Genomic DNA, 26,938 nt, shown 5'->3' with positions numbered 1-26,938 from the left:
AAAAAGCTCCCAAATCAATGGCAGCCTTGAATCATCATCAATCCCAAAGCGGAAGCCCGTTTATGAGTATACGGCCTAGTTACGGACGGCATTCACCATCTTACAGACGGCAGCCTCAAATCTGTAAGCCACGAGGATACAATCAGAAAACACAACGAAAACATCACAGAGAGAAACATAGAACAAAAAGAAGTATTTGAGAACGACAAGAGGATAGCTTTCGAAAATAAGAAAGAAGAAATATTGGCGCTTCATGGCGATTCAACTCATCCTGAAGACGATTTCAAATATTTTAACTACAATCAGAAACTGGAGAACAATCAATAACCTCTGAAAATTGTTGAAAGACCCAAATTGGTCAAGGATATGTCCGACGAAGAACTTATACAGCGGTTCGATGGATTGCGGGAAATACATGAGGAAAAATTCAAAGAGGCGAACCTCGTTTCCCTTGACGTCGGGCAGAAGGCGGACAGGAAGGATAAGACCGATCGCCATCTCGGCGGTCTAGGCCGGTTTTTCTGGGGAAATACGGTCGGTTCGGTCAAGCGAGGAGTCAACATTATCAAGTTTCAGCTCGGCGCCCTCAAAACCGAAGTCACCGGCACACCGCGACAGACTACCGATCGTGTAAAAAGCGACGAACGCCTGAAACTAGATGAGCATTATTCTCGCAAAGCGCAAAAAGAGGGAGACGAAATAGAGAATGAAGCCCCTCAAGAAGAACAAGAAACCTTGAGAGAGATACTTGATGGAATAAAATTTGGACGGAAAATATACTAATTACGCGAAACTCATCGACACATAAGGCGTACCCAACAGGTGATCAATGGAAGAAGAACAGAAAACCGTGCTGCAAGTCTTTTGCGAATTGAACGGCATTGCGACGCCAGATACAATTGAAGACGATATCATATCCCTCGACATCAATGAGGTCTCCGATATCTGGCTTCTATATCTCGGCGACGGCGTCACAGAAATATTCGCTCAATTGCCTGGGCTGGACGCCGATGATCCAGGTGTGATGCGGTTGCTGCTGGAAGCCAATTACCTTGGCATCGCCACCGATGGCGCGCGCTTGGCTATTGATCCGGTTGAGGGGCATGTCGTTCTGTCGGAGCGCTGGGGTTATGAGCGCCTGTTGGCCGAACAAGGACTCGAAGACCTCGAACGCTTTGCGGCGTTGGTTCACTCATGGCGCAACGACGGCGTGGCGGCCATCCAGGCCAAGATGCGCGGCGAAGAGATCGAAGAGGAAGTAGAAGAGTTCGCCGCCTCGGAATTGCTGCGGGTTTGACGGCGCTGCCCGACGCCGAAGAAGAGACGTGGGTGGGCGCTTTCGGACCACCCATGTCCCAACGGGTCTGTACGTTGGCAGATGCTCGGCGCAAGGCCGAGCGGTACGCCGCAACAACAGGCGCGGGCAGGCCGCAGGCGCGTCTCTCCGCCAATGCGAGGCCTGCGCGCGCCGTCCCCCTCACCCGCCCTTGTCCTCAGCAAGCGTCTGCGCCACGATGGCGTTGGCATGGCCGTGGCCCATGCCGTGTGCGGTCTTGAGCATCGCCACCAGCTCCATATGTCTGGCGGGATAATGCTGGCGCACCAGCGCCTGCCATTCGGCGATCGGGCGGCCGTATTTCTTTTCGATGGCGGGGAAATAGGAGGCGGGGCCTTTGATCTTTTCGTCGGTCATGCTGCGTCTCCCCGTCGCGCCGCATCGATTGCGGCGACGTCTCTCTTGCGCATGGTTATCATGGCGCCGAAGGCGCGGCGGGCTTCCTCGCCGCCGGCGGCCATGGCGTCGAGCAGCGTGCGCGGGGTGATCTGCCAGGAGAGGCCCCAGCGATCCTTGCACCAGCCGCAGTCGCTTTCCCTGCCGCCATTGCCGATGATGGCGTTCCAGTAGCGATCGGTCTCTTCCTGATCCTCGGTGGTGATCTGGAAGGAGAAGGCTTCTGTCTGGCGAAAGGCGGGGCAGCCGTTGAGGCCGATGCAATCGACCCCGGCGACGGTGAATTCCACCACCAGAACCTCGCCCTCGCGGCCATCGGGAAAATCGCCCGGGGCATGAATGATCCTGCCCAGGCGGCTGTCGGGAAAGGTCTCGGCATAGAAGCGGGCGGCCGCTTCGGCGTCCCTGTCATACCAGTGGCAGATGCGGTTTTTCGACATGTCTCTCCTCCACGTCACGCCTGCGGCGCAAGCGATGCATGCGACTGTGCCAGCCCGTGCGGAGCCGGACAAGGGGCCGGCGGCGCTGCCGCTGCTCGGCGGCATGCGAGGGAAGACGCTTTCTGCCGCAAAAGTTCCGTCCGCCAGCCTGGGCGCAATGCGCTGCATCGATCGGATCGCGTTTTTTTTCGTCGATCGACCGGCGATTTCGTCGCTGCGCCGTTTGCGGATGATTGACAGGACGGGGGGATCGGGCGCTCTATAGTTTATAATTCTAAAAAAGCGGATGGCGCAGCCGATGAACGAAATACCAGTGGCTGTCCGCGGGAGAATGGCGCGCGGGCAAGATGCGGCGGCCATGCTCGGCTTTCTCGAATGTCATCTCTGGCGGAGGACCGTGGCCGATGCGGCGCTCGTCGAGTTCTGCGCGGCGCATCTGGCCGCCGGCACGCTGCGCGGCGGCCTGATCGAGGAGGTTCACAACCGGACGGACGAGCCCGTGCTGCTGTCGGCGGTGGGGGCGAGCGCCTTTGTGACCGATGACGCGATCGCCGAGTTCCTGAGCGGCGAGCGGCCGATGGGCGCTCTGGACATGCTCTTGAAGGCGGGTCGCGGCGAAGGCGGCATTCTGGCGCGGGAAAGCGATATCGCCGCGGGCAATGCGGGCGCCGGGCTCAATCTTCTGGTGATCGGCTTTGCGCATCGCTACGAAAATCCCGAGGATCCGCGCTGCCGGGCGTTGCTCGCGCGCGCCATCGGCCATTTCGTCGAGGCGCATTCCGGCTTTCTGCTCCGGCAGGCGGCGCGCGAGGATCCGGAGCCCATCGCCACCGTGCTGATCAGTTCCGGCATGCGCGAGATCCGCCGCTACCGGCTCGGCGACCTTGAATTCGCCGTGACCCATCGCCGCCGCGACGATGCTCTGCCGATCTTCCCCGATTCCATCACGGCCCAGATCTTTGCGCATGCGCCGCCGATCATCCGCTTTTCATCGGCGCAGCGGGCGCTTCTCGAACTGGCGAGCGAAGGCCTGACGGACGAGGATATCGCATCGGCGATGGCGATCTCGATCAACACCGTCAAGCGGACCTGGAAGCTGATCTATGAACGGGTCGAGGAGCGCGCTCCGCAGGTGATCGGGGTCAGGCAGGCAGGACCGTCGCAGGGTCGCGGGGCCGAGCGGCGGCGGCATCTCCTCTCCTATCTCAAGCAGCATCCGCAGGAACTGCGCCCCTTCGGCTGACGTTGCGGATCAGGGTCGAAACCGGCTGCGCTTTAATCCGCACGCGACCCTAATAGGGTGATTGCGGAACCGAATGGGGACGCCAAACATGCCGCCGACCCGCAAGGAGAGGCGCCATGACCCTGAAAACGCATTTTCTGCTCACAACCCGGACCACCACCTGGACCATCGACAGCAGCGGCGACACCTGGATCGTCAGACCGGCCGGCAAGATCCTGTCCAATCTGCAGGACGGCATCGTCGAAAGCGTCGCCGCCGCCAACAACACGATCGACATCCAGGGCGAGGTGCGCACCAATCTGCTCAAGGAAAATTCGGCCACCGCCATCCTGGCCCAGGGCGACCGCACGGCGATCGGCGTGGCAGCAAACGCCAATGTCGAAGGCTATTTCGGCATCATGCTGTCGGGCGACAACCAGCGGATCGTCAACGGCGGCGTGATCCATGGCGGCGACGACATGGGCTATGGCGTCTATATGCGCGGGGACGTGGGCGGAACGGTGGTCAATTCCGGCAGCATCGCCGCCTACACGGCAGTGTTTCTCTATGCCGGCATCAACCAATCGATGCCGGACGGCGAAACGGCCATCACCAATAGCGGCACGATCTATGGGCTGGACACCGGCGTGGAGACCCATAGCGCCGCTGGCGAGTATCTCAAGCTGGTCAACAGCGGAATGTTGAAGGGCGAGGAACTCGCCTATAGCGGCGATATCGGCTCTGACAGGATCACCAATAGCGGCACGATTTCGGGCGACGTGGCGCTGGCCGGCGGCAATGACTATTTCCTCAACATGGGCGGCAAACTGATCGGCAATCTCTATGGCGGCGATGGCGACGACACGCTGACCACGACCTCCTCCGGCCTGAGGATGATCGAATCCGCCAATAGCGGCTATGACACGGTGTATTCTTCGGCCAATTACGCCCTGAACGCCAATGTCGAGCAATTGCTGCTGACCGGGGTCAAGAACATCAATGGCGACGGCAACGAGATGGGCAATACGCTTGACGGAAATTCCGCGGCAAACCGGCTGCGGGGCTTTTCGGGCTCGGACACGCTGTGGGGCCATGCCGGAAAGGATGTGCTGATCGGCGGCGGCAATGGCGACATCTTCGTCTTTTCCGAAGGCGACGGCCGCGACCGCATCGCCGACTTCCAGAACGGCTCGGATCTCATCAATCTGTCGGGCTGGACGGAGATGGAGACATATGCCGATGTGCGCGCCCATCTGCGCGTCGACGGCGACGACATCGTCATCTCGGCGGGCGGCGACAGCCTGAGGCTGACGGATGTGGAGCGTTCGGACATCAACAAGACGGATTTCATCCTGTGAGCCGGCGGGTGACCATGCCGGGCGCCCCTCTCCGGAGCCGGCTGACGCTGGCGGCGGGGATGGCGCTCGTCTCGACATCGGCTCTCGCCGGCGATTGCGACGCCGTGGCCGACGCCTATGACCTCCTGAGCAAGGCGCCCGCCTATCGGCAACTGACCAGCCTCGGCGGCCAACCGCTGCTCGATAGCATCGCCATCGGCGACGATCTCTATGTCAGGGACGGCGAGAACTGGACCAAGACATTGCTCGAAAAGGGCCAGAGGGCGGCGATGACCAAGCGCATGGTTCCCGACGCCGCGAGCCTGAAGGATTGCGCGAGCGCCGGCGACGAGACGCTCGAGGACGTCGCCATGCATGTCTATGATTACACGCCGTCCGCCGTTCAAGGCGTGGGCGATCCCGGTCCGCAGCGGGTGTGGATCGGCGCCGATGACGGGCTGCCGCATCGCATGCTGAGCGAGAGCGCTAAAACCGATGTGCGGCTCCAGTTCGACAACATAACCGCCCCCGCGCCGTGACGGCGTCTGGATCTGAAAGGAGCGCCCCATGGTCGGCGTCGCGCATACCTACACCATCGAGAACGCCACCGTCACCATCGCCGTCGATGGCGACAGCTGGACGTTCAAGCCGGGCGGAATCAACGCGAACGGCGGACCGGCCATCCGGATGCTCGACGGGACCTTCGGGAACACCATCGCCATCCATTCGACCATCCGGACCCCTTTCGAGTTCGAATCCGCCATCGCGCTGTCCGGCGCCAACTGGCTCATGTCCATCAGCTCTCTGGGCGTGGTTACAGGCTATAACGGCGTCTATTTCGATGGCGGCGCGTCGGGGACAACTTGCCGGATGATCAATGACGGCAAGATCATCGCAGAGGGCGGCTCGGGCGTGGTGCTGGCGACCAAGGTCGGCGCAACCATAGCTCTCGACAATTCCGGGCTGATCTCCGGCGTGGTGGGGCTGGAATCGTTTCGCGGCAGCAATTACGTCACCAATGCCGAAGGAGGCGTGATCACCGGCTCGTCTTACGGCGTGCTCATCAATGCCGACAGCGACCCGCATCAGCTCAGCCTCGAGAATTTCGGCCTGATCAAGAGCGCCGGCATCGCCATCCAGGGATCCAAGGACGGCGACCATGTCGACAATTTCAGCCGGATCGTCGGCGACGTCAGGCTGGGCGGCGGCAATGACACATTCATCAACGAGGCGACGGGATCCACTGTCCAGGGCAAGATCTATGGCGGGACAGGCGACGATTCGCTCACCGTGCACAGCGCCGCGACGAAGCTGATCGAAACGGCCGGCCAGGGCGTTGATCGCGTGATATCGACCGTGAACTATACGCTCAGCGCCAATGTCGAAACATTGTTTCTAGAGGGATTGAAAGGCCTCACCGGAACCGGCAACGAACTCAACAACACGCTCACCGGCGACGACGGCAACGACATTCTCAGGGGCATGGCCGGCAATGACAGGCTGTATGGCGATGTCGGCAACGACGTGCTGACCGGCGGGGCCGGCAAGGACATTTTCGAATTCTACACCGGCGAGGGCCGCGACCGGATCACCGATTTCCAGAACGGACAGGATCGCATGGACATTCAGAAGTGGACCGGGCTCGACACATTTGCGGATGTGAAGGCGCATGCCGCGATGGCGAGCGGCGACCTCGTTATCAAATTCGGCGCGGACGTGCTGACGGTGGACGGCCTGACGCTCGCGCAGATGGACAAGACGGATTTCATTTTCTGACGATGCGAGCGACGCGGGCGGGCCGCGCCACAGCACCCTCACCCCTTCACCGTCAGAACGGGCCTCACCTTGGCGACACGGGTAACGACGCCCGCCGCCTCCATGGGATCGACTACGCTTTCGATCGGCTTGTAGGCCCCAGGCGCCTCTTCGTGCAGGCGCGACTGGAGGTCGGCGAGAATGTCGCGCCGTCCCTGAAGCATGGGGCTCCTGGGATCGACAGGGCCGATGACGCGAAGCGCGGGCGAAAGATCCGTCTCGGCGCGGGCTCCCTGCCGCGACAGTTTGCGGCCGGCGCCATGGGCGGAGGAGTGGAGCGTTTCGTCCGCGCCCTGGCCGCACAGCAGCCAGGAGCCGTCGCCCATCGATCCCGGCAAAATGACAGGCTCTCCAAACCACTGATAGGGGCCGCCGGCCATGGCGCTTGCGCCCCGGGCCGGGCAGGCGCCCTTTCTGTGGCGTATGCGGTCGCCATGCCGCCAAACGGTGTTGTGCGGGGCGTCATAGACAAGGCGGTGCGCGACTGTGCGGTTGAGCGTCCGGGCGAGCGCCTCGACGGCAATCAGGCCAATCAGGAAGCGATTTGCGAAGGCGGCGTTCACCGCATTGGCGTGGCCCATCATGTAGCGCTCAAAAAGGTCCGGCTGCATATCCTGCGACAGGACCCGCCAGTCCGCGCCGGCGCGGGCGTCGGCGCGGAGTTTCTCCTTCATGGCGGTTCCCACCCGCTGGCCGAAATCGAGCGAGCCCGAATGGACCACGACGACGACGGCGCCGGGCTTCAAGCCCGCGGCTCTCGCAAAAGCGCCATCGGCGATATGTTCGACCGCGCCGAATTCGACAAAATGGTTGCCGCCGCCGATCGTGCCGAGAATGGCGTCGCGGCGGTGACTATCGTCTAGCCGGGCATAGTCTTCGAAATCGGGATCGACGCCTGCCGATGCGAACACGCCCATGTCCGACTGCCGATCGAGATCCGCCCATGCGCCCGTCATGTCGAGCTTGGCCAGCAATCCAAGCCTCGTGTCGCCCAGGCTTTCGAGGAGGCCGGGTAGGCCTTCACGGAGGATGGCGGAGCGGTTGCGGCCGGTGAGCGCAATGTCGCGACCGCCCTGGAAGAACAGATGGCGAAGCTGGCCATCGAGATCCGACGCAGCAAGATCCTCCACCGTGACATCGTCCAGCACAATCATGCGCATGCCGCAGCCAATGTCGGAGCCGATCATATGCGGCAGCACAGCGCCGTCGACATCGGCGACGACACCGACAGGGACGGGTTTGCCCGGGTGAAAATCTGGTGTGGTGGCGACCGCGCTGATGCTGGCGCCTTTTGCCGCCAAAGCCTCGGGCGTCGGCAGAGCCTCGGCAAGGTCTGCGAATGCGCGCACCAAATTTTGGTCCGGTTCGTCGTGCGCGACGACAGACCTGACGACATGGCCGGCAATGACGCCGGCGCGACGGATGGATGATGGGACGGGCATGCTGTTCTCCGTAAATGCCAGGGGTTCAGCAGCCGCGGCAATACGGGGAGAAAGCTCCCATGACACAGAGCGACGGAGATTTCAACGGCTATGGGAAGGCTCGCGCCACCACTCTTTGACGCCCGCTCCCAAAGATTATATACTCCGGCGCATCGGAATGAATATTAGGCCGCACCATGCGCAAGGAAATGCTGAAAACGCCGGAAGCCGCCGTGGTGGCGGAGGTGGGATTGCGCGATGTTCATCGCATGATCGATGAGGGCATATTGCCGCCTCAACTGCACGACAGGGACGGCGGCCGGCAGGTTTGGGCCGAGAGTTGCGGGCTTATTTCGTTCTATGTCGAAAGCGCTGCGCGACTGACGGCGGAAGAGAGGATCGGAGCGATCGGCTGGGCGGCAAAACGTCTGACGTTAAACAGGCCGGACGCCGACTGGACGCTGCGCGAAGGCTTTCTCAGCATCGATCTCGGCCCCTTCCTGCGCAGAGCTCAGCGCAACCTCGCCCTGCTTCATGCGGCGCGGGCGCTGATCACCCACGATCCCGACATCCTGAGCGGCGCGGCTGTGATCCGGGGAACGCGACTTTCGCCTTACGACCTCGCCGCTTCGCTTGATTCTGGCCTGGCTGAGGCAGAGCTTCTCCAGGACCATCCGCAGATCAACGCCGACATTCTCACGCTCGCGCGTCTCTATGCCAAAGCCAATCCACTGCGCGGGCGGCCGCGCCAAACAGCGTCAGCGGGGCGCGTAGTTTCCGACAAGTTGGTCACGCGACGGAAGCCAGCCGCGTGAAGCTGCTGATCGACGAATGTCTGAGCCCTCGTCTCGCCAAACGTGCGCATGAACGGGGATATGGACACGCGTCGCATGTGACATGGATCGGCGCATCTGGCCTCAAGGACTGGGAATTGAAGCCGTTGATCCTTGCGGGTGACTGGACCTTCGTCACCAAAAACTCAGTTGATTTTCGCGGGCCCGCCGATGCCCCCGGCGTCAGGGGGCAATATGCCGATGTCGCCATACATGCTGGGTTGATCTGCCTCAACGCTGTTGGCGCCATGCCTCTACCTGTCCAACTGGAGCTTTTCGATATCCTGCTGGATGAGGTCGACGAGAATGCCGATCTCGTCAACCAGGTGCTTGAAGCCACGCTAACGGAGGCTGATGAGATCAGGATTTTGCGTTACGCTTTGCCTGCGGAGAACCTGTCAGGTTCAACCTGAACCAGACTGGCTCTCGCTGCTCACCCCTTCTTCTCATCCAGACGGTTGATCGCCTCGACATTGCCGGCGGAGGGGCCGTTGGGGTCGAAGTCGGAGGCGAGCCAGGCGTCGACGATGGTTTTGGCAAGTTCCGGGCCGATGACGCGGGCGCCCATGGTGATGATCTGGGCGTTGTTGGATTTGGCGGCGCGTTCGGCGGAATAGGCGTCGTGGGTGAGCGCGGCGCGGATGCCCGGCACCTTGTTGGCCGAGATGCAGACGCCGATGCCGGTGCCGCAGCAGAGAATGCCGCGCTCGTTTTCGCCGCTGACGATGGTCTCGGCGAGATCGCGGGAGAGATCGGCGTAGAAGCCGGATTTGGAAAGATTGACGACTTCGAGATCAGGGCGGGTCTTGAGATGGGCTTCGATGACGTCGATGAGCGGCTTGCCGGCGCTGTCGGCTCCGAGGGCGATTTTCATGGCGGTCTCCATTGTCAGGTCGGGTGAGATGCGTCAGACCGCATCGAGCGCTTTGGCGACGCGGGCGAGAATGTCGAGATAGCCCTCCGCCTCCCAGGCGGAGCGGCCGATGAACAGTCCGTCGATATGCGGCTGGGCGATCAGTTCCGCGCAATTGCCGGGATTGACGCTGCCGCCATAGAGAACGGGCACGTCGCGGCCCAAGGCGTTGCGGGCGACCTCGGCGATGCGGGCGTGGCGGGCGTCGGCGTAATCGGCGGTGGCGGGAATGCCGTTGACGCCGATGGCCCAGACCGGCTCATAAGCGAGCAGAACCGGCGCCGCCCTGCCCTCGCCTTCGAGACCGGACAGCGCGCCTTCGACCTGGCGCTTCAAAACCTCGTCGGCAAGGCCGGCTTCGCGCTCGGACAACGTCTCGCCAATACAAATGAGCGGCGTCAGGCCATGGCGGACGGCGGCGGCGGTTTTCAGGCCGACCGTGCGGTCGGTTTCGCCGAAATGTTCGCGGCGCTCGCTATGGCCGAGTTCGACGAGATCGAGGCCGCAATCGGTCAGCATCACCGGCGAGATTTCCCCCGTCCAGGCGCCCTTGTCGTCCCAATGCATGTTCTGCGCGCCGACCTTGACGGAGGTGTTCTTCAGTCGCGCCTTGACCTCGCGGACGGCGGTGAAGGGCGGAATGACGAAGCGCTGAATGCGCGGATCGCGGGCCGCGTCGCTCGCCGCCAGCGCCTCGGCGAAGGCCAGGGCCTCGCTGAGCGTCTTGTTCATCTTGAAGCTGGTTCCGACCCAGACTGTGCGCATGCATGCCTCCGCTCTTTCGCGGCGAACATAACACCGGCGACGAGCAATGCAACATCGCGATGTGATATTGATTGCTTTAAATGTTAGATTTGAAGCCGACATCACACAGACCGGCGCTGACCGTGCTGACTGGGAAGCGCTGTTTTTCACCCATTTGACGATTTTCTCTCGCTGCGGCGCCGCATGGCCTGACGCAGTGCAAAACAACATTCCCCTGTGACGAGGCGAAAGCGCCATTGACAAAAATTTCAGAACGTGAAAATTCTTTCGTGAAATTTTTTGCGGCCGGATAAAAAAATATCACGCACTGCAGCGAATGCAGCGCAGCTAAACCGAGCGATCGGAAGGCCGACAGGAGGAGAAACCGGGATCATGGCGCTATCGGCGACGGGCGGAATTCGCGACGACGAGACCAGCATGGCGACACGCGCCGCCTGGCTGCACTACGCCGGCGGCCTTACCCAGGCCGAAGTCGCCAAACGCCTGGGCCTGACCTCTCTCAAAGCCCATCGGCTGATCATGAAGGCCAATCAGGAAGGCCTGGTGAAGGTCTATATCGACTCCGACGTTTCCGAATGCGTCGAGCTCGAACAGAAGCTCTGCGAACGCTTCGGCCTTACCTATTGCGAGGTCGCTCCCGATTTCGACAGCGACGAGCTTCCGCTCAAGGCGCTGGGCATCTCCGGCGCGCAGTTCCTGAAGCGCGAGATCGAAAGCGGCGAGACCAAGCTGATCGGCGTCGGCCACGGCCGGACGCTGGCCGCCTGCGTCGATTACCTGCCGCGCATGGCCAACACCAAGGCCCGCTTCGTGTCGCTGCTCGGCGGCCTCACCCGCAAATTCTCGGCCAATCCGCATGACGTGATCCACAGGCTGGCCGAACGCGTGGCGGCGGAAGCCTATGTCATGCCCGTGCCCTTCTTCGCCAATACGGTGGAGGATCGCGACGTGCTGTTTTCCCAGCGCGGCGTGCTCGACGTGTTCAACCTCGCCAACAGCGCCGATCTGCTGCTGGTCGGCATCGGTACCGCCGAGCGCGAGGCGTCGCTGGTTTCCACCGGCATGATCGAAACGAGCGAGATCGAGGAGATCAAGCATGCCGGCGCGGTGGGCGAAATGCTCGGCCATTTCTTCGACGCCGAGGGGCGTCCGGTCGAGACCATGCTGTCGAACCGCACCTTCACTTTGTCGCGCGAGGCGCTGAAGAACCGCCGCATCGTGGCGGTGGCGGGCGGCAAGCACAAGGCGCGGGCGACCCGCGCCGTGCTCAGAAGCGGATTTCTGTCCGGCCTCATCACCGATGAGCGGACCGCGGTCGAGCTGATGGCCGACCAGGACTGAGTTTGGCCTGGTTCGCCCGCCGAGGAGAGTGTGGCGATCGGGCGGAGGAATTACCGGTCAGGGTGGCCGGTATGGCTCTGAAAGAGCCGAGGAGACACCCAACTGTGGAGGAGAACGAAAATGCATGAGAAGGAAAAGGATCTGATCGACGCCTTCCTGCGCGGCCAGGTGGACCGTCGCGGCCTGTTGAAGGGTCTCGGCGCGCTGGGCGTGACCGCGGGAACCGCCGGCATGCTGATGGGCATGATGCAGAGCGAGGCGCTGGCCGCCGATTTCGACTGGAAGGCGCATTCGGGCAAGTCGCTGAAGCTTCTGCTCAACAAGCATCCCTATGCCGATGCGATGATCGCCAACCTCAAGACCTTCACCGACATGACCGGCATCAACGTCACCTATGACGTGTTCCCGGAAGATGTCTATTTCGACAAGGTCACGGCGGCGCTGTCGTCGGGCTCCAGCGAATACGACGCCTTCATGACCGGCGCCTATATGACCTGGACCTATGGCCCGGCCGGCTGGATCACCGATCTCAAGGAATGGATCAACGACCCGGCCAAGACCAACCCGAACTACGGCTGGGACGACTTCCTGCCCGGCGTCAAGAACTCCTGCGCCTGGAACGGCACGCCCGGCGGCGCGCTCGGCTCCGACGACGCCAAGCAGTGGTGCATTCCCTGGGGCTACGAGCAGAACAACCTCTCCTATAACAAGGCGATGTTCGACAAGGTCGGCGCCAAGGTTCCGACCAATATCGACGAAATGCTCGACACCGCGGCCAAGCTGACCAAGGATGTCGGCGGCGGCGTCTACGGCATCGGCGTGCGCGGCTCGCGCTCCTGGGCGACCATCCATCCGGGCTTCCTGTCGGGCTACGCCAATTTCGGCCAGAAGGACCTCAACGTCTCTGCCGACGGCAAGCTGTCGGCCGCGATGAACACCAAGGAGTCCAAGGATTTCCACGGCAAATGGGTCAAGATGATCCAGGACAGCGGCCCGAAAGACTGGTCGACCTACACCTGGTATCAGGTCGGCACCGATCTCGGCGCCGGCGCCTCCGCCATGATCTACGACGCCGACATTCTCGGCTACTTCATGAATGGCGGCGACAACAAGATGAAGGGTCAGCTGGCTTATGCGCCGTTTGCGGCCAATCCGGCGGCTGAAGGTCCGACGCCGAACATCTGGATCTGGTCGCTGGCCATGTCCAACTTCTCCAAGGACAAGGACGCCACCTGGTACTTCCTGCAATGGGCGACGGGTCTGGAACACGCCATCTTCGGCGCGACCAAGATGGACTTCGTCAACCCCGTCCGCAAGAAGGTCTGGGCCGACCCGATGTTTACCGAGCGGCTGAACAAGTCCTATCCCGGCTATGTCGAAATGCATGACAAGTCGGCTCCGGGCGCCTCGATCAAGTTCACGGCCCAGCCGCTGTTCTTCGACGTGACGACCGAATGGGCGGCGACGCTGCAGAAGATGGTGGCCAAGGAAGTGCCTGTCGACGAAGGCCTCGACCAGCTGGCGCAGTCGATCGACAAGCAGCTGCAGGAAGCCGGTCTCGGCTGATCCCAAGCTCCCCAAAGGGCTCCAAAGCGGGGCGCCCTTTCGCGACCGTAACCCCTCTTTAGCGTCGCGCCCCGCAGGCGGCCGGGTTGTTCTCCCTGGCCCGGCCGCCTTTTCTCTCATGACATGCGCGATGGACGGAGCGATCCGTCCATCCAATGATGAAAACACTCCAAGACAATGGAGCGAAACATGGCCGAGACAGTCGCCGCAAAACGGGCCCCGTCGGGCTTCAGGATCTCCAAACGCGTCCTGCCCTATGTGCTGAGCCTGCCCGCGCTGCTGGTCTGCATCGGGATCCTCATTCCCTTCATCACCGCGGTGATCAGCTCCTTCCAGCGCTACCGGCTGTCGCAGCCCTGGGCGCGGAAATTCAACTGGGGCGAAAATTACCTCAATTTCTTTACCGATCCGAGCTTCTGGAACACGCTGAAGATCTCGCTCGTCTATGCCGGGCTGACGGTCGTGCTCGAACTGCTGCTCGGGCTCGCCATCGCGCTTTTGCTGCAGAAGCGCTCGACGGTGAACAATTTCATCTCGATCATGCTGCTTCTGCCGCTGATGACCGCGCCGGCGCTGGCCGCGCTGATGTGGAAGCTGATGACCAATCCGGGCTTCGGCATCCTCTCCTATGGCGCGAGCCTGATCGGACTGTCGGATTTCCGCTGGGCGTCCTCGCCGTCGACGGCGCTGTTCACCGTCGTGCTGGTCGATATCTGGGTCTATACGCCGTTCATCATGATCCTGCTGCTCGCCGGCCTGCGCTCGCTGCCGACCCAGCCTTTCGAGGCGGCGGCGCTTGACGGCGTGCCGCGCAGCTTCGTGTTCTTCCGCATCACGCTGCCGATGCTGACGCCCTATATCCTGACGGCGACGCTGTTCCGGCTGCTCGACAGCATCCAGCAATTCGACATCATCTATGCGATGACCCAGGGCGGGCCCGGGGACACGCTGACGGTGTTCCAGGTCGAGGCCTATCTCAACTTCTTCCAGGCGACCAATGTCGGACGCTCGGCGGCGCTGATGATCATCCTCTGGGCCATCACCTATTTCCTCTCAAACCTCTTCATCAAGAACTGGCTGCGGCTGCGCGAACGCGCGCGCGGCGAAGCGTGAGGCTCGACCATGGAAACCACATCCCCCATCGAACGCATCTTGCGCGGCATCGCCCTCACCCTCGTCGTGATCTTCTTCATGTTCCCGATCCTGTGGATCTTCATGATGAGCTTCCAGACCAACGAGACCATCCTGTCGATCCCGCCGAAAGTGGTGTTCTCGCCGACGCTGGAGAACTATCAGGCGCTGATCACCGGCAAGCTCGTCTCCGCCGCCGGCACGCTCGACATCGCCTTCATGCGCAATCTCGGCAATTCAGTGCTGCTGTCGGTGTCGTCGGTGGCGATCGCGCTGATCCTCGGCGTGCCCGCGGCCTACGCCTTCGCGCGCCACAAGTTCCGGGGCTCGGAGGATATCGCCTTCACGCTGCTGTCTTTCCGCTTTGCGCCGCCGCTGCTCGTGCTCTTGCCGTTGACCCAGTATTTCCAGTGGATGGGCCTCGCCAACACCTATATCGGCCTCATCTGGGTCTATCAGCTGATCTGCCTGCCGCTCATCCTCTGGATCGTGCGCGGCTACTTCGAGGACATCTCGGCTGACGTCGAATACGCCTATCGCATCGCCGGTCACGGCTGGTTCGCCACCTTCCGCAAGATCGCTCTGCCGCTCGCCGGTCCCGGCATCGCGGCGGCTGGCCTGCTCGCCTTCATCTTCGCCTGGAACAACTTCGTCTTCGCGCTGGTGCTGGCGTCCGCCGACAAGCAGCCGGTGACGGTGGGCGCGCTCGCCTTCGTGACCGCCTCGGGCATTCAATACGGCCAGATCGCCGCCGCCATCGTGCTGTCGATCGCGCCGACGCTGGCGCTCGCGCTCTACGCCCAGCGCTACCTCGTCGAAGGCCTGTCGCTCGGCGCGGTGAAAGGATAATCATGGCTACGCTCGAACTTCAAAACATCACCAAGCGCTTCAAGACGCATACGGTTATCGATGATCTGTCCTTGAGCATTGCGGAAGGCGAACGGCTCGTACTGTTCGGCTCGTCGGGCGCCGGCAAGACCGTGCTGCTGAGGCTGATCGCCGGCGTCATCGATCCCGACCAGGGCAAGATCCTGATCGGCGGCGATGATGTGACCGATCTCGACGCCGAATATCGCGGCATCGGCATGGCGTTCCAGAATTTCGCGCTGTTTCCGCATATGGACGCGTTTGCCAATATCGCCACGCCGCTCGAGGCGCGCGGCGAGAAGGACGGCGCCATCAAGGCGGGCGTCGAAAAGGTCGCCAAGCTTCTCAAGATCGACCATGTGCTGACCCACAGGCCCAAGGCGCTGTCGAACGGTCAGAAGCAGCGCACGGCGCTGGCGCGTGCGCTGGCCGGCTCGCCGCCGGTGTTGCTGCTCGACGATCCGCTCCGCAATGTCGACGCCAAACTCCGCTTCGAAATGCGGCTGGAGCTGCCGCGCGTGCTGGCGCGTCAGGGCGCGACCACCATCTATGTGACGCAGGACTATAAGGAGGCGATGGCGCTCGGCGACCGCATCGCGGTGATGGCGCATGGCAAGATCCAGCAGATCGGCGCGCCCGAGGACATCTATCTCCGGCCCGCCAATGTCGAGATCGCGCGCCTCTTCGGCGACCCGACGATCAACCTGCTCGACGTGACGCCGAAAAGCGATGTGGGCGGCGTCTATTGCTCGATCTCCAATATGCGGGTGGCGCTGCCGCATGTGGCGGCCAGCGTGGTAGGCAAGCCCGCCATTCTCGGCCTCCGGCCCGAGACGCTGCGCTTTATCGACCCCTCCGCCGACAACGCCGTGCCTGTCACGGTGGAGGCGGAAACGCCGCTCAACGAGAAGACCGTGACGCTGGCGCTGACGGCGCGCGGCCGGGAAATCCTGGTGTCGCGGCCGGCGGGAACGCCGGGGCCGACACATGGAAGCGCGGCGATCGCCATCGACGGCGGCCAGGCCTTCCTGTTCGACAAGGAGACGGGCGCGCGCCTGTCCGACAATGACAAAGCCCAGAAGCATCAGGGAGTCGCGGCATGACGGAGACCGCTCTCAGGATCGACGGCGTCGACAAATTCTACGGCCCCGTGGATTACGGCGTGCATGCCGTCAAGAAGCTGACGATGGATGTGAAGAAGGGCGAGATCATCGCGCTGCTCGGCTCGTCCGGCTGCGGCAAGACCTCGACGCTCCGGATGATCGCCGGCTTCGAGCCGGTGTCGCGCGGACAGATTTCGCTCGGCGGACGTCCGGTGCATATGCTGGCGCCGGTCAAGCGCAACGTCGCCATGGCGTTCGAAGGCTATTCGCTCTATCCGCCGCTGACCGTGAAGGAGAATATGGCCTTTGCATTGAAGGCCGCGAAACTCTCCAACGCCGAGGTGGAGGAAAAGGTCGCCTATATCGCCAAGCTTCTGGAGATCGAGGATATTCTCGGCCGCTATCCCAGCTCGATCTCGGGCGGCCAGCAGCAGCGCGCCTCCTTGGGCCGGGCGCTGATCCGCGACGCCGACCTGCATCTGCTCGACGAGCCGATGGGCCAGCTCGAGCCGCAACTGCGCGCCGTGCTGCGCGGCCGCATCAAGCATTACATCAAGGAGCGCGGCCTAACCGCGATCCTCGTCACCCATGACCAGACCGAGGCAAACGCGCTGGCCGACCGGATCGCGGTGATGGAGGGCGGCGTGCTGCAGCAGTTCGACACGCCCGAAATGATCAAGGAGCGGCCGGCCAATCTGTTCACCGGCACCTTTGTCGGCGAGCCGCCGATGAATGTGTTTTCCGCCAGCGTCGCAACATCAGGCGAAAGCGTGTCCTTCGGCCTCGGCGACGGCGTCAAGCTCGACTATCCGGCCTCGGCCTTTGCGCCCGAAGTGCGGGCGGCGCTCGGCAAACGCGGCCGCGTCACGATCGGCATCCGGCCCTATGCGGTCAAGCGCGCCGATGACGGCGTGGCGGCCAAGGTGGCGGTCAATCAATGGCTGGGCGACCAGACCCATATCGCCGCCGATTTCGCCGGCGGGACCATGGTGCTGGTCGAGCATGACCGGGTGAGCCTCGCCCCCGGCGAGACGATCCGCATCCATCTGGCCCCTAAAAGCCTGCATGTGTTCGACGCCGAGACGGGCATGGCGATTTCGCATGGAGACCGACTGGCATGAGCGGCGGAGCGGCGAGACGCGACATCGTGATCGGCATCGACGCGGGCACGTCGGTGCTGAAATCCGTCGCCTTCGATCTCTCCGGCAACCAGCTGGCGGTGGCGTCGATCCCCAACCATTATGAGGCGGAGGGGCGTGCGGGCTGGGTGCAGGATATGAGCCGCACCTGGGCGGACACGGCCCGCACGCTCGCCGACCTCGCAGACAAGATCGACAATCTGAAAGACCGCGTGGCGGGGATCGCCGTCACCGCGCAAGGCGACGGCACCTGGCGGATCGATGCGGACGGCAATCCGATCGGCAAGGGCTGGCTGTGGCTCGACGCCCGCGCCGGCGCGATCGTCGACCGGCTGCGCGGCGATGCCGGCGACATCGCCCGCTACCAGACCTGCGGCTCGGGCCTCGCCGCCTGCCAGCAGGGACCGCAGCTCAAATGGATGCTGGAACACGCCCCCGACATGCTCGACGGCGTGACCACCACGTTTCACTGCAAGGACTGGCTCTATTTCAAGCTGACCGGTCGGCGCGCCACCGACCCGTCCGAAGCCGTGTTCACGTTCGGCGACTTCCGCAAGCGGAGCTATAGCGAAGAGGTGATCGACTTTCTCGATCTCCGCCACAAGCGCAGCCTGCTGCCGGAAATCGTCGACGGCGCGACCACGCATCATCCGCTGACCGAAGAGGCGGCGCGTCTGACCGGCCTGCCCGTGGGCACGCCTGTCGTGCTCGGCTATGTCGATGTGGTCTGCACCGCCCTCGGCGCCGGGCTTTATGAACCGGGCGTGCAGGCGGGCTGCTCGATCGTCGGCTCCACCGGCATGCATATGCGCTTCGCGGAAAGCCCCGACGATGTCTGGCTGAACGCAGACCAGACCGGCTACACGATGTGCTGGCCCGTGCCCGGCGCCTATGCGCAGATGCAATCCAACATGGCGGCGACGCTGAATATCGACTGGATCATCTCGGTGGCTTCGGGGCTTCTGAGAAGCATGGGCGTGGAGAAAACGAAGAGCGAGCTTCTCGGCCATCTCGACACCTGGCTCGCCGGCGCGACCTCGGACCCGATCCTCTACCATCCCTATATTTCCGACGCCGGCGAGCGCGGGCCGTTCGTGGACGCCACCGCGCGGGCCTCGCTGGTGGGGCTCACGATGAATCACGGCTTCGGCGATCTCGTCCGCGCCGTGTTCGACGGGCTCGCCATGGCGGCGCGCGATTGCTACACGGCGATGGGCCCGACGCCCGACCGGGTGCGGCTGACCGGCGGCGCCGCGCGCTCGGCCTCGCTGCGCGCCATTCTCGGCGGCGCGCTGAACGCCGGCGTGCAGACCTCGACGCGCGAGGAAGCGGGCGCAGCCGGCGCTGCGATGATCGCCTGCGTGTCGCTCGGCGTCTATCCCGACATGGCGGCCTGCGTCGCCGACTGGGTGAGCCCCTGCCTCAAGCCGGTGGAAGCGCCGGATGCTCAGATTGCGGCGCGCTTCGACCGCGCCTTCGACCCTTACCGCCAGACGCGGACCGCGCTCCGCCCGATCTGGCACATGCTCGCGGAGGCTCCCGAAGCCCCGCTTCGAAAGGACTGAGAGAATGAAGAAGATTGCGATCATCGGCGATCGTTTCATGCTGCCGACCGTGTTTCGCGACAAGATCGTCGACGCCTGCGGCGAGGACCATGACATCCGCCTGCTCGAACAACCTTGGCCGGACGAGCCGATGGAGCATGGCTATGCGGTGGAAGGCATGGCCGGGCTCAAGGAATATATGGGGTCTGCCGAAGAGATCGTCTCGTTTGTCGACGACGCGGAAATCCTGGTGACGCAGCTTGCGCCGCTGTCATCAGGCATGTTCGCGCAATTGCCCAATCTCAAATGCGTGGCGGTGTCGCGCGGCGGCCCTGTGAACATCGATATGCAGGCGGCGCGGGCTGCGGGCGTGCGCGTGGTCAACACGCCCGGCCGCAACGCCTCCGCCGTGGCCGAATTCACGCTTGGCGCGATCCTCGCCGAGACACGGCTGATCCGCACGGGACATGAAAGCCTGCGCGCCGGCGAATGGCGCGGCGATCTCTATCGCGCCGACCGCACGGGCCGCGAACTTTCGGAAATGACCGTGGGCGTGGTCGGCTATGGCAATATCGGTACGAAGGTGGTGCGTCTCCTCCGCGCCTTCGGCACGAAAGTCCTCGTGCATGATCCCTATGTGCAGCTTTCCGCCGATGATTTGAACGGCGGCGTCGAGCAGGTGTCGTTCGACGATCTGCTGTCGCGCGCCGACATCGTGACCCTGCATCCCCGGGTGACCGAGGAGACCAAGGGCATGATGAATGCCGACAGCTTCGCCAAGATGAAGAAGGGCGCGATCTTCGTGAACACCGCGCGCGGGCCGCTCTGCGATTACGATGCGCTCTATGAGGCGCTGATCAGCGGCCAGCTCTCCGCCGCCATGCTGGAAACCTTCGCCGTCGAGCCGGTGCCGACCGACTGGCCGCTGCTGCAACTGCCGAATGTGACGCTGACCCCACATATCGCCGGCGCCTCGGTGCGGACCGTGACCTATGCCGCCGAAATGGCGGCGGAAGAGGTGCGCCGCTACATTGCCGGGCTGCCCCCGGTCAATCCCTGCTGAGGCTCATATGAGCACGGAAGACATCATCCGCCGCTCCATCATCGAAAGCTGCCGGGCGATGAATGCGTCGGGGCTGAACCAGGGAACGTCGGGCAATATTTCGGTACGCTATGGCGAGAGCATGCTGATCTCGCCAAGCTCGATCCCCTATGATGAAGTCACCGCCGACATGATCGCCTCGATGCCGATCACCGGCGAGCGCGGCGCCTATGACGGGCCGAAGGTTCCCTCGGTGGAATGGCCGTTTCATCTCGACATCATGCGCTCGCGGCCGGATGTGAATGCGGTGGTGCACACGCATGCGCCCTTCTCGACCATTCTCGCCATCGCCCGCAAGCCGATCCCGGCCTGTCACTATATGATCGCCGCTTTCGGCGGCAACGACGTGCGGGTGGCGGACTATGCGCGCTACGGTACGCAGGATCTGTCCGACAGCGTGCTGCGGGCGCTGGAAGGCCGCACCGCCTGCCTGATGGCCAATCACGGCATGCTGGCCTGCGGCGACAGCTTAAAAAAGGCGATGTGGCGCGCCGTGGAACTCGAGACCATCGCCAAGCAATATTATCACAGCCTGCTGATCGGCGGGCCGGCGCTGCTGCCCGACGAGGAGATCGCCGGCGTCGTCTCGGCCTTTTCGGGCTATGGACTGAAGGAGAGCTGAGCATGACGGCTGACAAGGGCATCATCGACCTGTTCGTGATCGGCGGCGGCGTCAATGGCGCCGGCATCGCCCGCGACGCCGCCGGACGGGGCTTGAGCGTGGTGATGGTGGAGAAGGACGATCTCGCCCAGGGCACCAGTTCGCGCTCCGGCAAACTGGTGCATGGCGGGCTTCGCTATCTCGAATATTACGAATTCCGGCTGGTGCGCGAAGCCTTGATCGAGCGCGAAGTGCTGCTGAACAGCGCGCCGCACATCATCTGGCCGATGCGTTTCGTGCTGCCGCACAACCCCGCCGACCGTCCGGCTTGGCTGGTTAGGCTGGGCCTCTTCCTCTACGACCATCTCGGCGGCAGAAAGCGCCTGCCCGGCACCCGCAGCCTCAACCTGCGCACCGCGCCCGAGGGCGCGCCGATCAAGCCCGAATACACCAAGGCCTTCGAATATTCGGACTGTTGGGTGGACGACGCCCGCCTGGTGCTGCTCAACGCGCTCGACGCCAAGGACAAGGGCGCGGAAATCCTCACCCGCACCGCCTGCACGACTATCCGCCGCGACGGCAGGCTGTGGGACATCGAGACCACCGACCAACGCACGGGCGCAAAGCGCCGTTATCGCGCGCGCTGTGTGGTCAACACCGCCGGCCCCTGGGTCAATGACGTGATCGGACGGGTGGCGGGGCTGAACTCCGCCCGCAGCGTGCGGCTCGTGAAGGGCAGCCATATCGTCACGCGCAAATTCTGGGAGGGGCGGCAGGCCTATTTGGTGCAGAACCCGGACAAGCGGGTGATCTTCATCAATCCCTATCAGGACGACCTGACGCTGATCGGCACCACCGACATTCCCTATGACGGCAGACCGGAAGATGTCGCGCCCGACGGCAACGAGATCGATTACCTGCTCAAATCGGTGAACCGCTATTTCAAGCAGCAGCTGACCCGCGACGACATCGTCCATTCCTTCTCGGGTGTGAGGCCGCTTTACGACGACAACGCCGAAAATCCCTCGGCTGTCACCCGCGACTATATTTTCGAGGTCGACGGCGATGGCGAGCGGGCGCCGCTGCTCTCGGTGTTCGGCGGCAAGATCACCACTTTCCGCAAGCTATCGGAACATGCGCTGGAGAAGATCAAGCCGTTCTTCCCAACAATGGGCGAGGCCTGGACGCGGACGGGAACGCTGCCGGGCGGATCTATGCCGAATGCCGATTTCGACCAGTTCCTAGGCGACATGAAACGCGCCTATCCCTGGCTGCCGGCCCCGGTGCTCAAGCATTATGCGCGGCTCTATGGGTCGCGGCTGACGCGGCTTCTGGACGACGCGCGCGGAATGGGCGATCTGGGCCAGTGTTTCGGCGGGGTGTTTTACGAGCGCGAGGCCTATTTCCTGATCAGCGAGGAATGGGCGGAGACGGCGGAGGATATTCTCGACCGACGCACGAAGCATGGATTGAAGTTGAGCGATAGCGAGCGGGCGGCGTTTGCGGGTTGGATGGAGCAACGGCGTGTGCAGGCGGGGGCGGCGGAGTGAACCAATGCTACTGCCGCCAAACACCCCCTCTGCCCTGCCGGGCATCTCCCCCACAAGGGGGGAGAGAACGCGCGGCGCGCGCCTGCCTCAATCAGGGCATAGCGGCGAGGCAGTTTAAGCCCCTCCCCCTCGTGGGGAGGGGTTTGGGGCGGGGCCTTCAGAAGTCCTGCAAACGGATGGCCAACCCAGGCGTCACCTCCGCAGAAACCACAAAGGCAATCCCATGAGCAGCACCGAATACCAGGCCCTAATCGACCTCTCCGCCCGGATCGGCGCGGATCCCGCGCTGGTGCAGGCCGCCGGCGGCAATACGTCGATCAAGGATGGCGACACGTTGTGGGTCAAGGCGTCGGGCCTGTGGCTGGCGCATGCCAAAGAGCGCGACGTGATGGTGCCCGTGAAGCTCGGCGCCATTCTCGACGCGGTCGCCAAAGACGATCCCTCGGCGGAGAAGGCGCATGTGCATGTCGACCCGGCGCTGGCGAAAAACGGCTTGCGCCCGTCGATCGAGACCACCGTGCATGCGCTGATGCCGCAAAAGGTGGTGGTGCATGTGCATTGCGTCGAGACGATCGCGCTCGCGGTGCGCGCCGACGCCGAGCAGCTGCTGGCCGATAAGCTGAAGGGCGTGGCCTATGCCTTCGTGCCCTATTGCCGGCCCGGCCTGCCCTTGGCGCGCGCCATCCACGCGCGGATGCGGCCCGACATTTCCGTTCTGATCCTCGGCAATCACGGCCTTGTGGTGGCCGGCGAGACGGTGGCAGAGGCCGAGGCGCTGCTCGCTGACATCTGCCGGCGGCTGGCCTCGCCGCGCCGACCGGCGCCCGCGCCCGATCTCGCCGCCTTGTCGCGACTTGCGCTCGACAGTTCCTATACCCTGCCCTCGGATGAAAGCCTGCATGGCGCCGCCACCGATCTCGAAAACTGCCGGATCGCCGCCGGCGGCAGTCTCTATCCCGACCATGTGATCTTTCTCGGCCCCGGCTTCATGATCGCAGCGCCCGGCGAAAGCGCTGTCGAGATGGAAGACCGGCTCAGCAATCCGCCGCCGGTTCTCCTGTTTCCCGGCAAGGGCGTGCTGGTGAAGAAGGCGATCGAGCCGGGGCCGCTGGCTCTGCTGGGCTGCTTCGTCGATGTGGCGAGCCGCATCCCGGAGGGCGCACGGCTCAGCTATTTCACGCCCGAACAGAATGCCGAACTGCTGGGCTGGGACGCAGAGAAATACCGCCAGGAGCTCAACAAGCGGGGGGCCAGCCTACAATGACCTCGCACGCCCTCGTCATCGGTCTGGATATGGGCACCTCGGGCGCGCGCGCCGTGGCGATGGACGCCGAGGGCCATGTGGTCGCCAGCGCCGCCGCCAAGCTCACGAGTTTCAGCGACGATCACCGTGATCCCGAGGGATGGCGGGCGGCGATGCGTTCGGCGCTGACGGGCGCGCTGGCCGAGATCGACCGCAGCGCCGTCGTCGCCATCGCGGTCGACGGCACCTCCGGCACGCTGTTGCCTGTGGATGGGCGCGGGCGGCCGCTGGCGCGACCGATGATGTATAACGATCCGGTCGAGGATGCGGGTATCCTCAAGACGGTGGCGGAACATGCGCCGCGCGACAGCGCCGCGCATGGGCCGACCTCTGGCCTCGCCAAGCTGATGGTCTTCCAGACTGTCGCCGGCGTCGAGCGGGTGATCCACCAGGCCGACTGGCTGGCGGGGCAACTCACCGGCCGCTTCGATCTCAGCGACGAAAACAATGCGCTGAAGACGGGATACGACCCGATCAGCAGGCGTTGGCCCGACTGGATCGGGGCGACCAGGGCCAACATAGCGCTGCTGCCCGATGTGCTGCCGGCGGGCGCGACGATGGCGCGGATTTCGGCGCAGGCGGCGCAGACCTATGGGCTGAGCCCGACGGTGCTGATCGCGGCCGGCACCACGGATGGCTGCGCCTCCTTCCTCGCCACCGGCGCCGACCGGCCCGGCGACGGCGTCAGCGCGCTGGGCACCACACTGACGGTGAAGATCCTGTCGGACACGCCGCTGTTTGCGCCGGACTACGGGCTTTACAGCCATCGCATCGGCGATATCTGGCTGGCCGGCGGCGCTTCCAACACCGGCGGCGTGGTGCTGGCGCAGCATTTCGAGCCCGACGCCATTGCCGCGCTGTCGGCCCGCATCGATCCGGAAACCGATAGCGGCCTCAATTACTATCCGCTGCCGAAGCCGGGCGAGCGCTTTCCGATTTCCGACCCCGCACTCGCCCCCCGCATGAGCCCGCGTCCAGTTGACGACGCCGATTTCCTCAAGGGCATTTTCGAAGGCATTGCCGGGATCGAGGCGCTCGCCTATCAGCGGCTGGAAAGCCTTGGTGGCCCCAAGCTCGGCTCGATCCGCAGTGTCGGCGGCGGGGCGAAGAACGATGTGTGGACAAAAATCCGGCTGAGGCGGCTCGGCGTCGCCGCCGCGCCTGTCCATTCGGAAGAAGCGGCGGCGGGCGCGGCGAGGCTCGCGCTTAGGGCGGCGATAGCGGAGGGATTGTTATGACGGAGACGATCACCGGCCTGCATGACGTGGCCGACCGGTTCGACGCCTTTCTCATCGACCAGTTCGGCGTGCTGCGCGACGGCGCCGGCCCCTATCCGCAGGCGCCGGCGGAACTGAAAAAGCTTCGCGCGCTCGGCAAGAAGATCATCATCCTCTCCAATTCCGGCAAGCGCTCGGTGGAAAATTCCGTGCGGCTCGCCAAGCTCGGCTTCGACGAGGCCTGCTGGGACTGGTTCCTGACCTCGGGCGAAACCGCCTGGCGGATGATGGCGGCGGAGACGGATGGCGGCGCCCGCAAACGCTGCCTGCTGATCAGCCGCGACGGCGACACCTCGCCGCTCGACGGGCTGGATTACAACCGAACCGAGGACGCTGATACCGCCGATATCGTGCTGATCGCGGCGAGCGAAGGCGACCGCTACGACCTCGGCCACTACCAGACGCTGCTGCAGCCGGCGGCGGAGCGTGGCCTGCGCTGCCTCTGCACCAATCCCGACAAGGTGATGCTGACCGCTGATGGCAAAGCCTTCGGCGCCGGCCGCATCGCCGATCTCTATGAGGAGTTGGGCGGCGCGGTGACCTGGATCGGCAAGCCCTTCCCGGATATCTACGATCAGGCCAAGATTTTTCTCGGCGCCATCCCGCCCCGGCGCATCTGCGCCATCGGCGACAGTGTCGAGCATGACATCGCCGGCGCCCGCATGGCCGGCATCGCCTCCATTCTGGTCGAAACCGGCATACACGCCGAGGCTTCGCCGACAGAGCGCGCGGCGCTTTTTGCGCTGCACGAGGCCGCGCCCGATTTCATCCTTCCCGACTTCCGCCTCTGAAAGGCTCGCATATGGCGTTCACCCTCTCGCTCAACACCAATCCGCTGGTCAATCGCTTTGCCGAGGCCGACGATCTCATCGACACCATCGCCGATAAGATCCGCATCGGCTATGTGCAGCTGACGCATGAATTCATCAATCCCGGCTGGCCAGCGGCGACGATTTCCAAACATGAACGCTCCTTCGCCCGCGCGCTCGACCGCACCGGCCTCAAGGTGACCTCGGGCATGACCGGTCCTTACGGCCGGCTCAACCATTTCGGCCATCCCGACGCCGATGTCCGGCGCTATTATGTCGACTGGTTCAAGACCTTCGCGGACATCTCGGCAGGCCTCGGCGCCTTGGGCATGGGCACCCAATTCGCCATCTTCACCCATCGCGACTATGACGATCCGGTCAGGCGCGAGGCGTTGATGAACATCGCCATCGACTGCTGGGCGGAGGTGGCCGAACATGCGCAGGCGGCGGGCCTGACCTATCTCTTCTGGGAGCCGATGTCGGTGGGCCGCGAATTCGGCCACACCATCGCCGAATGCCAGGCGCTCGACCGGCGGCTGGCCGAACAGGGTTTGGCGATACCGATGAAGATGATGGTCGATATCGACCATGGCGACGTGACCTCGCCGAACCCCGACGACATCGACCCCTACGCCTGGGCGGGCGCGTTTCCCAAGGAAAGCCCGATCATCCACATCAAGCAATCCTCGATGAACAAAGGCGGCCACTGGCCCTTCACCGCCCAATACAACCAGGACGGCCGCATCCAGCCGGAAAAACTGCTCGACGCGGTGCGCGCCGGCGGCGGAACCGACAACGAGATCTGCCTCGAACTCTCCTTCCGCGAACGCGAGCCGACCGATCATTTGGTGGTGGATATGATAAGGGAGTCGGTGGCGTTCTGGGAACCGTATATCGATACGGGGTTCAATCGGGGCTAGCGCTTTGGACTCCGACGATCATCGAGCCTTGAAAGCTTGGGCGCTCTCGGCTATTTTACAGGAGTGAAGGACCGGCTCCCGCCGACCCCTCGTTTTGCTAGGCTACCATGAAACGGACGCGGAGCGTCAGTGTCCAGCTGGTCCGCGTCCTTTTCACTTCTAGCGTGATGCTAATTGGCCATCGCCACATCGCTTCACCTCCTGTTC

29 protein-coding genes are annotated in these 26,938 nt (G+C 63.5%); 24 read left to right on the top strand and 5 right to left on the bottom strand.

Features of this window, described 5'->3' with window-relative positions:
• Positions 1-366 precede the first annotated feature (366 nt).
• Both E8Q41_RS22245 and E8Q41_RS22240 read left to right on the top strand, forming a co-directional pair.
• Positions 367-783: a hypothetical protein gene (locus E8Q41_RS22245; RefSeq protein ID WP_137157767.1), complete on the top strand. Its 417-nt coding sequence runs from the start codon at positions 367-369 to the stop codon at positions 781-783.
• Positions 784-829: 46 nt separating this feature from the next.
• Entirely contained in the window at positions 830-1,297 is a 468-nt protein-coding gene (locus tag E8Q41_RS22240) for a type III secretion system chaperone (protein ID WP_137157766.1), read from the top strand.
• A gap of 180 nt (positions 1,298-1,477) precedes the next feature.
• Here the strand turns inward: E8Q41_RS22240 and E8Q41_RS22235 are convergent, their stop codons facing one another.
• Together E8Q41_RS22235 and E8Q41_RS22230 are read right to left on the bottom strand one after the other, a co-directional pair.
• Positions 1,478-1,693, bottom strand: a complete 216-nt coding sequence (locus E8Q41_RS22235; RefSeq protein ID WP_137157765.1) for a DUF4287 domain-containing protein — start codon at positions 1,691-1,693, stop codon at positions 1,478-1,480.
• A complete protein-coding gene (locus E8Q41_RS22230) occupies positions 1,690-2,172 on the bottom strand; it encodes a VOC family protein (protein WP_137157764.1) in 483 nt (160 codons plus the stop codon). Before E8Q41_RS22230 ends, E8Q41_RS22235 begins: the two co-directional genes overlap by 4 nt.
• On the opposite strand from E8Q41_RS22230, the gene E8Q41_RS22225 reads away from it, so the two are divergent.
• The 5 genes from E8Q41_RS22225 (at position 2,156) to E8Q41_RS22205 (ending at position 6,507) form a co-directional block, all read left to right on the top strand.
• Positions 2,156-2,437, top strand: a complete 282-nt coding sequence (locus E8Q41_RS22225) for a hypothetical protein (RefSeq protein ID WP_137157763.1) — start codon at positions 2,156-2,158, stop codon at positions 2,435-2,437. The two genes, E8Q41_RS22230 and E8Q41_RS22225, sit on opposite strands and share 17 nt — an antisense overlap.
• Before the next feature lie 66 nt (positions 2,438-2,503).
• Positions 2,504-3,415, top strand: a complete 912-nt coding sequence (locus E8Q41_RS22220) for a hypothetical protein (RefSeq protein WP_137157762.1) — start codon at positions 2,504-2,506, stop codon at positions 3,413-3,415.
• A gap of 116 nt (positions 3,416-3,531) precedes the next feature.
• Positions 3,532-4,752, top strand: coding sequence for a calcium-binding protein (locus E8Q41_RS22215; protein WP_137157761.1), 1,221 nt, complete (start codon positions 3,532-3,534; stop codon positions 4,750-4,752).
• Between the two features lie 14 nt (positions 4,753-4,766).
• Complete coding sequence (locus E8Q41_RS22210) at positions 4,767-5,270, top strand: hypothetical protein (RefSeq protein WP_137157760.1); 504 nt, start codon at positions 4,767-4,769, stop codon at positions 5,268-5,270.
• A gap of 28 nt (positions 5,271-5,298) precedes the next feature.
• Positions 5,299-6,507, top strand: coding sequence for a calcium-binding protein (locus E8Q41_RS22205; RefSeq protein ID WP_137157759.1), 1,209 nt, complete (start codon positions 5,299-5,301; stop codon positions 6,505-6,507).
• Positions 6,508-6,545: 38 nt separating this feature from the next.
• Here the strand turns inward: E8Q41_RS22205 and E8Q41_RS22200 are convergent, their stop codons facing one another.
• Positions 6,546-7,988, bottom strand: a complete 1,443-nt coding sequence (locus E8Q41_RS22200) for an RtcB family protein (RefSeq protein ID WP_137157758.1) — start codon at positions 7,986-7,988, stop codon at positions 6,546-6,548.
• Positions 7,989-8,164: 176 nt separating this feature from the next.
• Here E8Q41_RS22200 and E8Q41_RS22195 point away from each other — a divergent pair, with 176 nt between their 5' ends.
• Positions 8,165-8,782 (top strand): DUF433 domain-containing protein, encoded by a 618-nt coding sequence (locus E8Q41_RS22195; protein ID WP_137157757.1) that lies wholly within the window; start codon positions 8,165-8,167, stop codon positions 8,780-8,782.
• Positions 8,779-9,213: a DUF5615 family PIN-like protein gene (locus E8Q41_RS22190; RefSeq protein ID WP_137157756.1), complete on the top strand. Its 435-nt coding sequence runs from the start codon at positions 8,779-8,781 to the stop codon at positions 9,211-9,213. Before E8Q41_RS22195 ends, E8Q41_RS22190 begins: the two co-directional genes overlap by 4 nt.
• Before the next feature lie 20 nt (positions 9,214-9,233).
• Here the strand turns inward: E8Q41_RS22190 and E8Q41_RS22185 are convergent, their stop codons facing one another.
• Positions 9,234-9,674, bottom strand: coding sequence for an RpiB/LacA/LacB family sugar-phosphate isomerase (locus E8Q41_RS22185; protein ID WP_137157755.1), 441 nt, complete (start codon positions 9,672-9,674; stop codon positions 9,234-9,236).
• Between the two features lie 33 nt (positions 9,675-9,707).
• Positions 9,708-10,478, bottom strand: a complete 771-nt coding sequence (locus tag E8Q41_RS22180) for a triose-phosphate isomerase (protein ID WP_137157754.1) — start codon at positions 10,476-10,478, stop codon at positions 9,708-9,710.
• 46 nt (positions 10,479-10,524) lie between these two features.
• Between E8Q41_RS22180 and E8Q41_RS25665 the strand changes: the two genes are divergently transcribed.
• The 15 genes from E8Q41_RS25665 to E8Q41_RS22110 all read left to right on the top strand — a co-directional run bounded on the left by E8Q41_RS25665 (position 10,525) and on the right by E8Q41_RS22110 (position 26,731).
• Complete coding sequence (locus tag E8Q41_RS25665; protein WP_170976580.1) at positions 10,525-10,698, top strand: hypothetical protein; 174 nt, start codon at positions 10,525-10,527, stop codon at positions 10,696-10,698.
• Positions 10,699-10,850: 152 nt separating this feature from the next.
• The gene (locus E8Q41_RS22175; protein WP_137157753.1) at positions 10,851-11,819 is read left to right on the top strand and encodes a sugar-binding transcriptional regulator; all 969 of its coding nucleotides are present in this window, start codon (positions 10,851-10,853) and stop codon (positions 11,817-11,819) included.
• Positions 11,820-11,939: 120 nt separating this feature from the next.
• Positions 11,940-13,385: an extracellular solute-binding protein gene (locus tag E8Q41_RS22170; protein WP_137157752.1), complete on the top strand. Its 1,446-nt coding sequence runs from the start codon at positions 11,940-11,942 to the stop codon at positions 13,383-13,385.
• 189 nt (positions 13,386-13,574) lie between these two features.
• Entirely contained in the window at positions 13,575-14,498 is a 924-nt protein-coding gene (locus E8Q41_RS22165; RefSeq protein WP_137157751.1) for a sugar ABC transporter permease, read from the top strand.
• Positions 14,499-14,507: 9 nt separating this feature from the next.
• Complete coding sequence (locus E8Q41_RS22160) at positions 14,508-15,365, top strand: carbohydrate ABC transporter permease (RefSeq protein ID WP_137157750.1); 858 nt, start codon at positions 14,508-14,510, stop codon at positions 15,363-15,365.
• A gap of 2 nt (positions 15,366-15,367) precedes the next feature.
• The gene (locus tag E8Q41_RS22155; RefSeq protein ID WP_137157749.1) at positions 15,368-16,486 is read left to right on the top strand and encodes an ABC transporter ATP-binding protein; all 1,119 of its coding nucleotides are present in this window, start codon (positions 15,368-15,370) and stop codon (positions 16,484-16,486) included.
• Positions 16,483-17,607, top strand: a complete 1,125-nt coding sequence (locus E8Q41_RS22150) for an ABC transporter ATP-binding protein (RefSeq protein ID WP_137157748.1) — start codon at positions 16,483-16,485, stop codon at positions 17,605-17,607. The genes E8Q41_RS22155 and E8Q41_RS22150 overlap by 4 nt, the downstream gene beginning before the upstream one ends.
• Complete coding sequence (locus E8Q41_RS22145; protein WP_137157747.1) at positions 17,604-19,190, top strand: FGGY-family carbohydrate kinase; 1,587 nt, start codon at positions 17,604-17,606, stop codon at positions 19,188-19,190. The genes E8Q41_RS22150 and E8Q41_RS22145 overlap by 4 nt, the downstream gene beginning before the upstream one ends.
• 4 nt (positions 19,191-19,194) lie before the next feature.
• Positions 19,195-20,232, top strand: coding sequence for a 2-hydroxyacid dehydrogenase (locus tag E8Q41_RS22140; RefSeq protein WP_137157746.1), 1,038 nt, complete (start codon positions 19,195-19,197; stop codon positions 20,230-20,232).
• A gap of 7 nt (positions 20,233-20,239) precedes the next feature.
• Positions 20,240-20,893, top strand: a complete 654-nt coding sequence (locus E8Q41_RS22135) for a class II aldolase/adducin family protein (protein ID WP_137157745.1) — start codon at positions 20,240-20,242, stop codon at positions 20,891-20,893.
• A 2-nt stretch (positions 20,894-20,895) separates the two neighbouring features.
• The gene (locus tag E8Q41_RS22130; RefSeq protein WP_137157744.1) at positions 20,896-22,422 is read left to right on the top strand and encodes a glycerol-3-phosphate dehydrogenase; all 1,527 of its coding nucleotides are present in this window, start codon (positions 20,896-20,898) and stop codon (positions 22,420-22,422) included.
• A 223-nt stretch (positions 22,423-22,645) separates the two neighbouring features.
• Entirely contained in the window at positions 22,646-23,686 is a 1,041-nt protein-coding gene (locus tag E8Q41_RS22125; RefSeq protein ID WP_137157743.1) for a class II aldolase/adducin family protein, read from the top strand.
• Positions 23,683-24,963, top strand: a complete 1,281-nt coding sequence (locus E8Q41_RS22120) for an FGGY-family carbohydrate kinase (protein WP_137157742.1) — start codon at positions 23,683-23,685, stop codon at positions 24,961-24,963. Before E8Q41_RS22125 ends, E8Q41_RS22120 begins: the two co-directional genes overlap by 4 nt.
• A complete protein-coding gene (locus E8Q41_RS22115) occupies positions 24,960-25,793 on the top strand; it encodes a TIGR01459 family HAD-type hydrolase (protein WP_137157741.1) in 834 nt (277 codons plus the stop codon). Before E8Q41_RS22120 ends, E8Q41_RS22115 begins: the two co-directional genes overlap by 4 nt.
• Positions 25,794-25,804: 11 nt before the next feature.
• A complete protein-coding gene (locus tag E8Q41_RS22110) occupies positions 25,805-26,731 on the top strand; it encodes a TIM barrel protein (protein ID WP_137157740.1) in 927 nt (308 codons plus the stop codon).
• The last annotated feature ends 207 nt before the right edge of the window (positions 26,732-26,938 follow it).

Origin of the sequence: Rhizobium sp. FKL33 (genome assembly GCF_005222915.1) — a bacterium.
In the GTDB taxonomy this organism is placed as follows: Bacteria; Pseudomonadota; Alphaproteobacteria; order Rhizobiales; family Rhizobiaceae; genus Rhizobium_E.
The sequence above is the reverse complement of the archived record's forward strand: the minus strand, read 5'-3'. Positions and strand labels throughout refer to the sequence as shown.

Coding starts and splice junctions, on each gene's coding strand:
- E8Q41_RS22245 (WP_137157767.1), top strand. CDS start 367: ATGTCCGACGAAGAACTTATACAGCGGTTCGATGGATTGCGGGAAATA.
- E8Q41_RS22240 (WP_137157766.1), top strand. CDS start 830: ATGGAAGAAGAACAGAAAACCGTGCTGCAAGTCTTTTGCGAATTGAAC.
- E8Q41_RS22235 (WP_137157765.1), bottom strand. CDS start 1,693: ATGACCGACGAAAAGATCAAAGGCCCCGCCTCCTATTTCCCCGCCATC.
- E8Q41_RS22225 (WP_137157763.1), top strand. CDS start 2,156: ATGCGGTTTTTCGACATGTCTCTCCTCCACGTCACGCCTGCGGCGCAA.
- E8Q41_RS22230 (WP_137157764.1), bottom strand. CDS start 2,172: ATGTCGAAAAACCGCATCTGCCACTGGTATGACAGGGACGCCGAAGCG.
- E8Q41_RS22220 (WP_137157762.1), top strand. CDS start 2,504: ATGGCGCGCGGGCAAGATGCGGCGGCCATGCTCGGCTTTCTCGAATGT.
- E8Q41_RS22215 (WP_137157761.1), top strand. CDS start 3,532: ATGACCCTGAAAACGCATTTTCTGCTCACAACCCGGACCACCACCTGG.
- E8Q41_RS22210 (WP_137157760.1), top strand. CDS start 4,767: ATGCCGGGCGCCCCTCTCCGGAGCCGGCTGACGCTGGCGGCGGGGATG.
- E8Q41_RS22205 (WP_137157759.1), top strand. CDS start 5,299: ATGGTCGGCGTCGCGCATACCTACACCATCGAGAACGCCACCGTCACC.
- E8Q41_RS22200 (WP_137157758.1), bottom strand. CDS start 7,988: ATGCCCGTCCCATCATCCATCCGTCGCGCCGGCGTCATTGCCGGCCAT.
- E8Q41_RS22195 (WP_137157757.1), top strand. CDS start 8,165: ATGCGCAAGGAAATGCTGAAAACGCCGGAAGCCGCCGTGGTGGCGGAG.
- E8Q41_RS22185 (WP_137157755.1), bottom strand. CDS start 9,674: ATGAAAATCGCCCTCGGAGCCGACAGCGCCGGCAAGCCGCTCATCGAC.
- E8Q41_RS22180 (WP_137157754.1), bottom strand. CDS start 10,478: ATGCGCACAGTCTGGGTCGGAACCAGCTTCAAGATGAACAAGACGCTC.
- E8Q41_RS25665 (WP_170976580.1), top strand. CDS start 10,525: ATGCAACATCGCGATGTGATATTGATTGCTTTAAATGTTAGATTTGAA.
- E8Q41_RS22175 (WP_137157753.1), top strand. CDS start 10,851: ATGGCGCTATCGGCGACGGGCGGAATTCGCGACGACGAGACCAGCATG.
- E8Q41_RS22170 (WP_137157752.1), top strand. CDS start 11,940: ATGCATGAGAAGGAAAAGGATCTGATCGACGCCTTCCTGCGCGGCCAG.
- E8Q41_RS22165 (WP_137157751.1), top strand. CDS start 13,575: ATGGCCGAGACAGTCGCCGCAAAACGGGCCCCGTCGGGCTTCAGGATC.
- E8Q41_RS22160 (WP_137157750.1), top strand. CDS start 14,508: ATGGAAACCACATCCCCCATCGAACGCATCTTGCGCGGCATCGCCCTC.
- E8Q41_RS22155 (WP_137157749.1), top strand. CDS start 15,368: ATGGCTACGCTCGAACTTCAAAACATCACCAAGCGCTTCAAGACGCAT.
- E8Q41_RS22150 (WP_137157748.1), top strand. CDS start 16,483: ATGACGGAGACCGCTCTCAGGATCGACGGCGTCGACAAATTCTACGGC.
- E8Q41_RS22145 (WP_137157747.1), top strand. CDS start 17,604: ATGAGCGGCGGAGCGGCGAGACGCGACATCGTGATCGGCATCGACGCG.
- E8Q41_RS22140 (WP_137157746.1), top strand. CDS start 19,195: ATGAAGAAGATTGCGATCATCGGCGATCGTTTCATGCTGCCGACCGTG.
- E8Q41_RS22135 (WP_137157745.1), top strand. CDS start 20,240: ATGAGCACGGAAGACATCATCCGCCGCTCCATCATCGAAAGCTGCCGG.
- E8Q41_RS22130 (WP_137157744.1), top strand. CDS start 20,896: ATGACGGCTGACAAGGGCATCATCGACCTGTTCGTGATCGGCGGCGGC.
- E8Q41_RS22125 (WP_137157743.1), top strand. CDS start 22,646: ATGAGCAGCACCGAATACCAGGCCCTAATCGACCTCTCCGCCCGGATC.
- E8Q41_RS22120 (WP_137157742.1), top strand. CDS start 23,683: ATGACCTCGCACGCCCTCGTCATCGGTCTGGATATGGGCACCTCGGGC.
- E8Q41_RS22115 (WP_137157741.1), top strand. CDS start 24,960: ATGACGGAGACGATCACCGGCCTGCATGACGTGGCCGACCGGTTCGAC.
- E8Q41_RS22110 (WP_137157740.1), top strand. CDS start 25,805: ATGGCGTTCACCCTCTCGCTCAACACCAATCCGCTGGTCAATCGCTTT.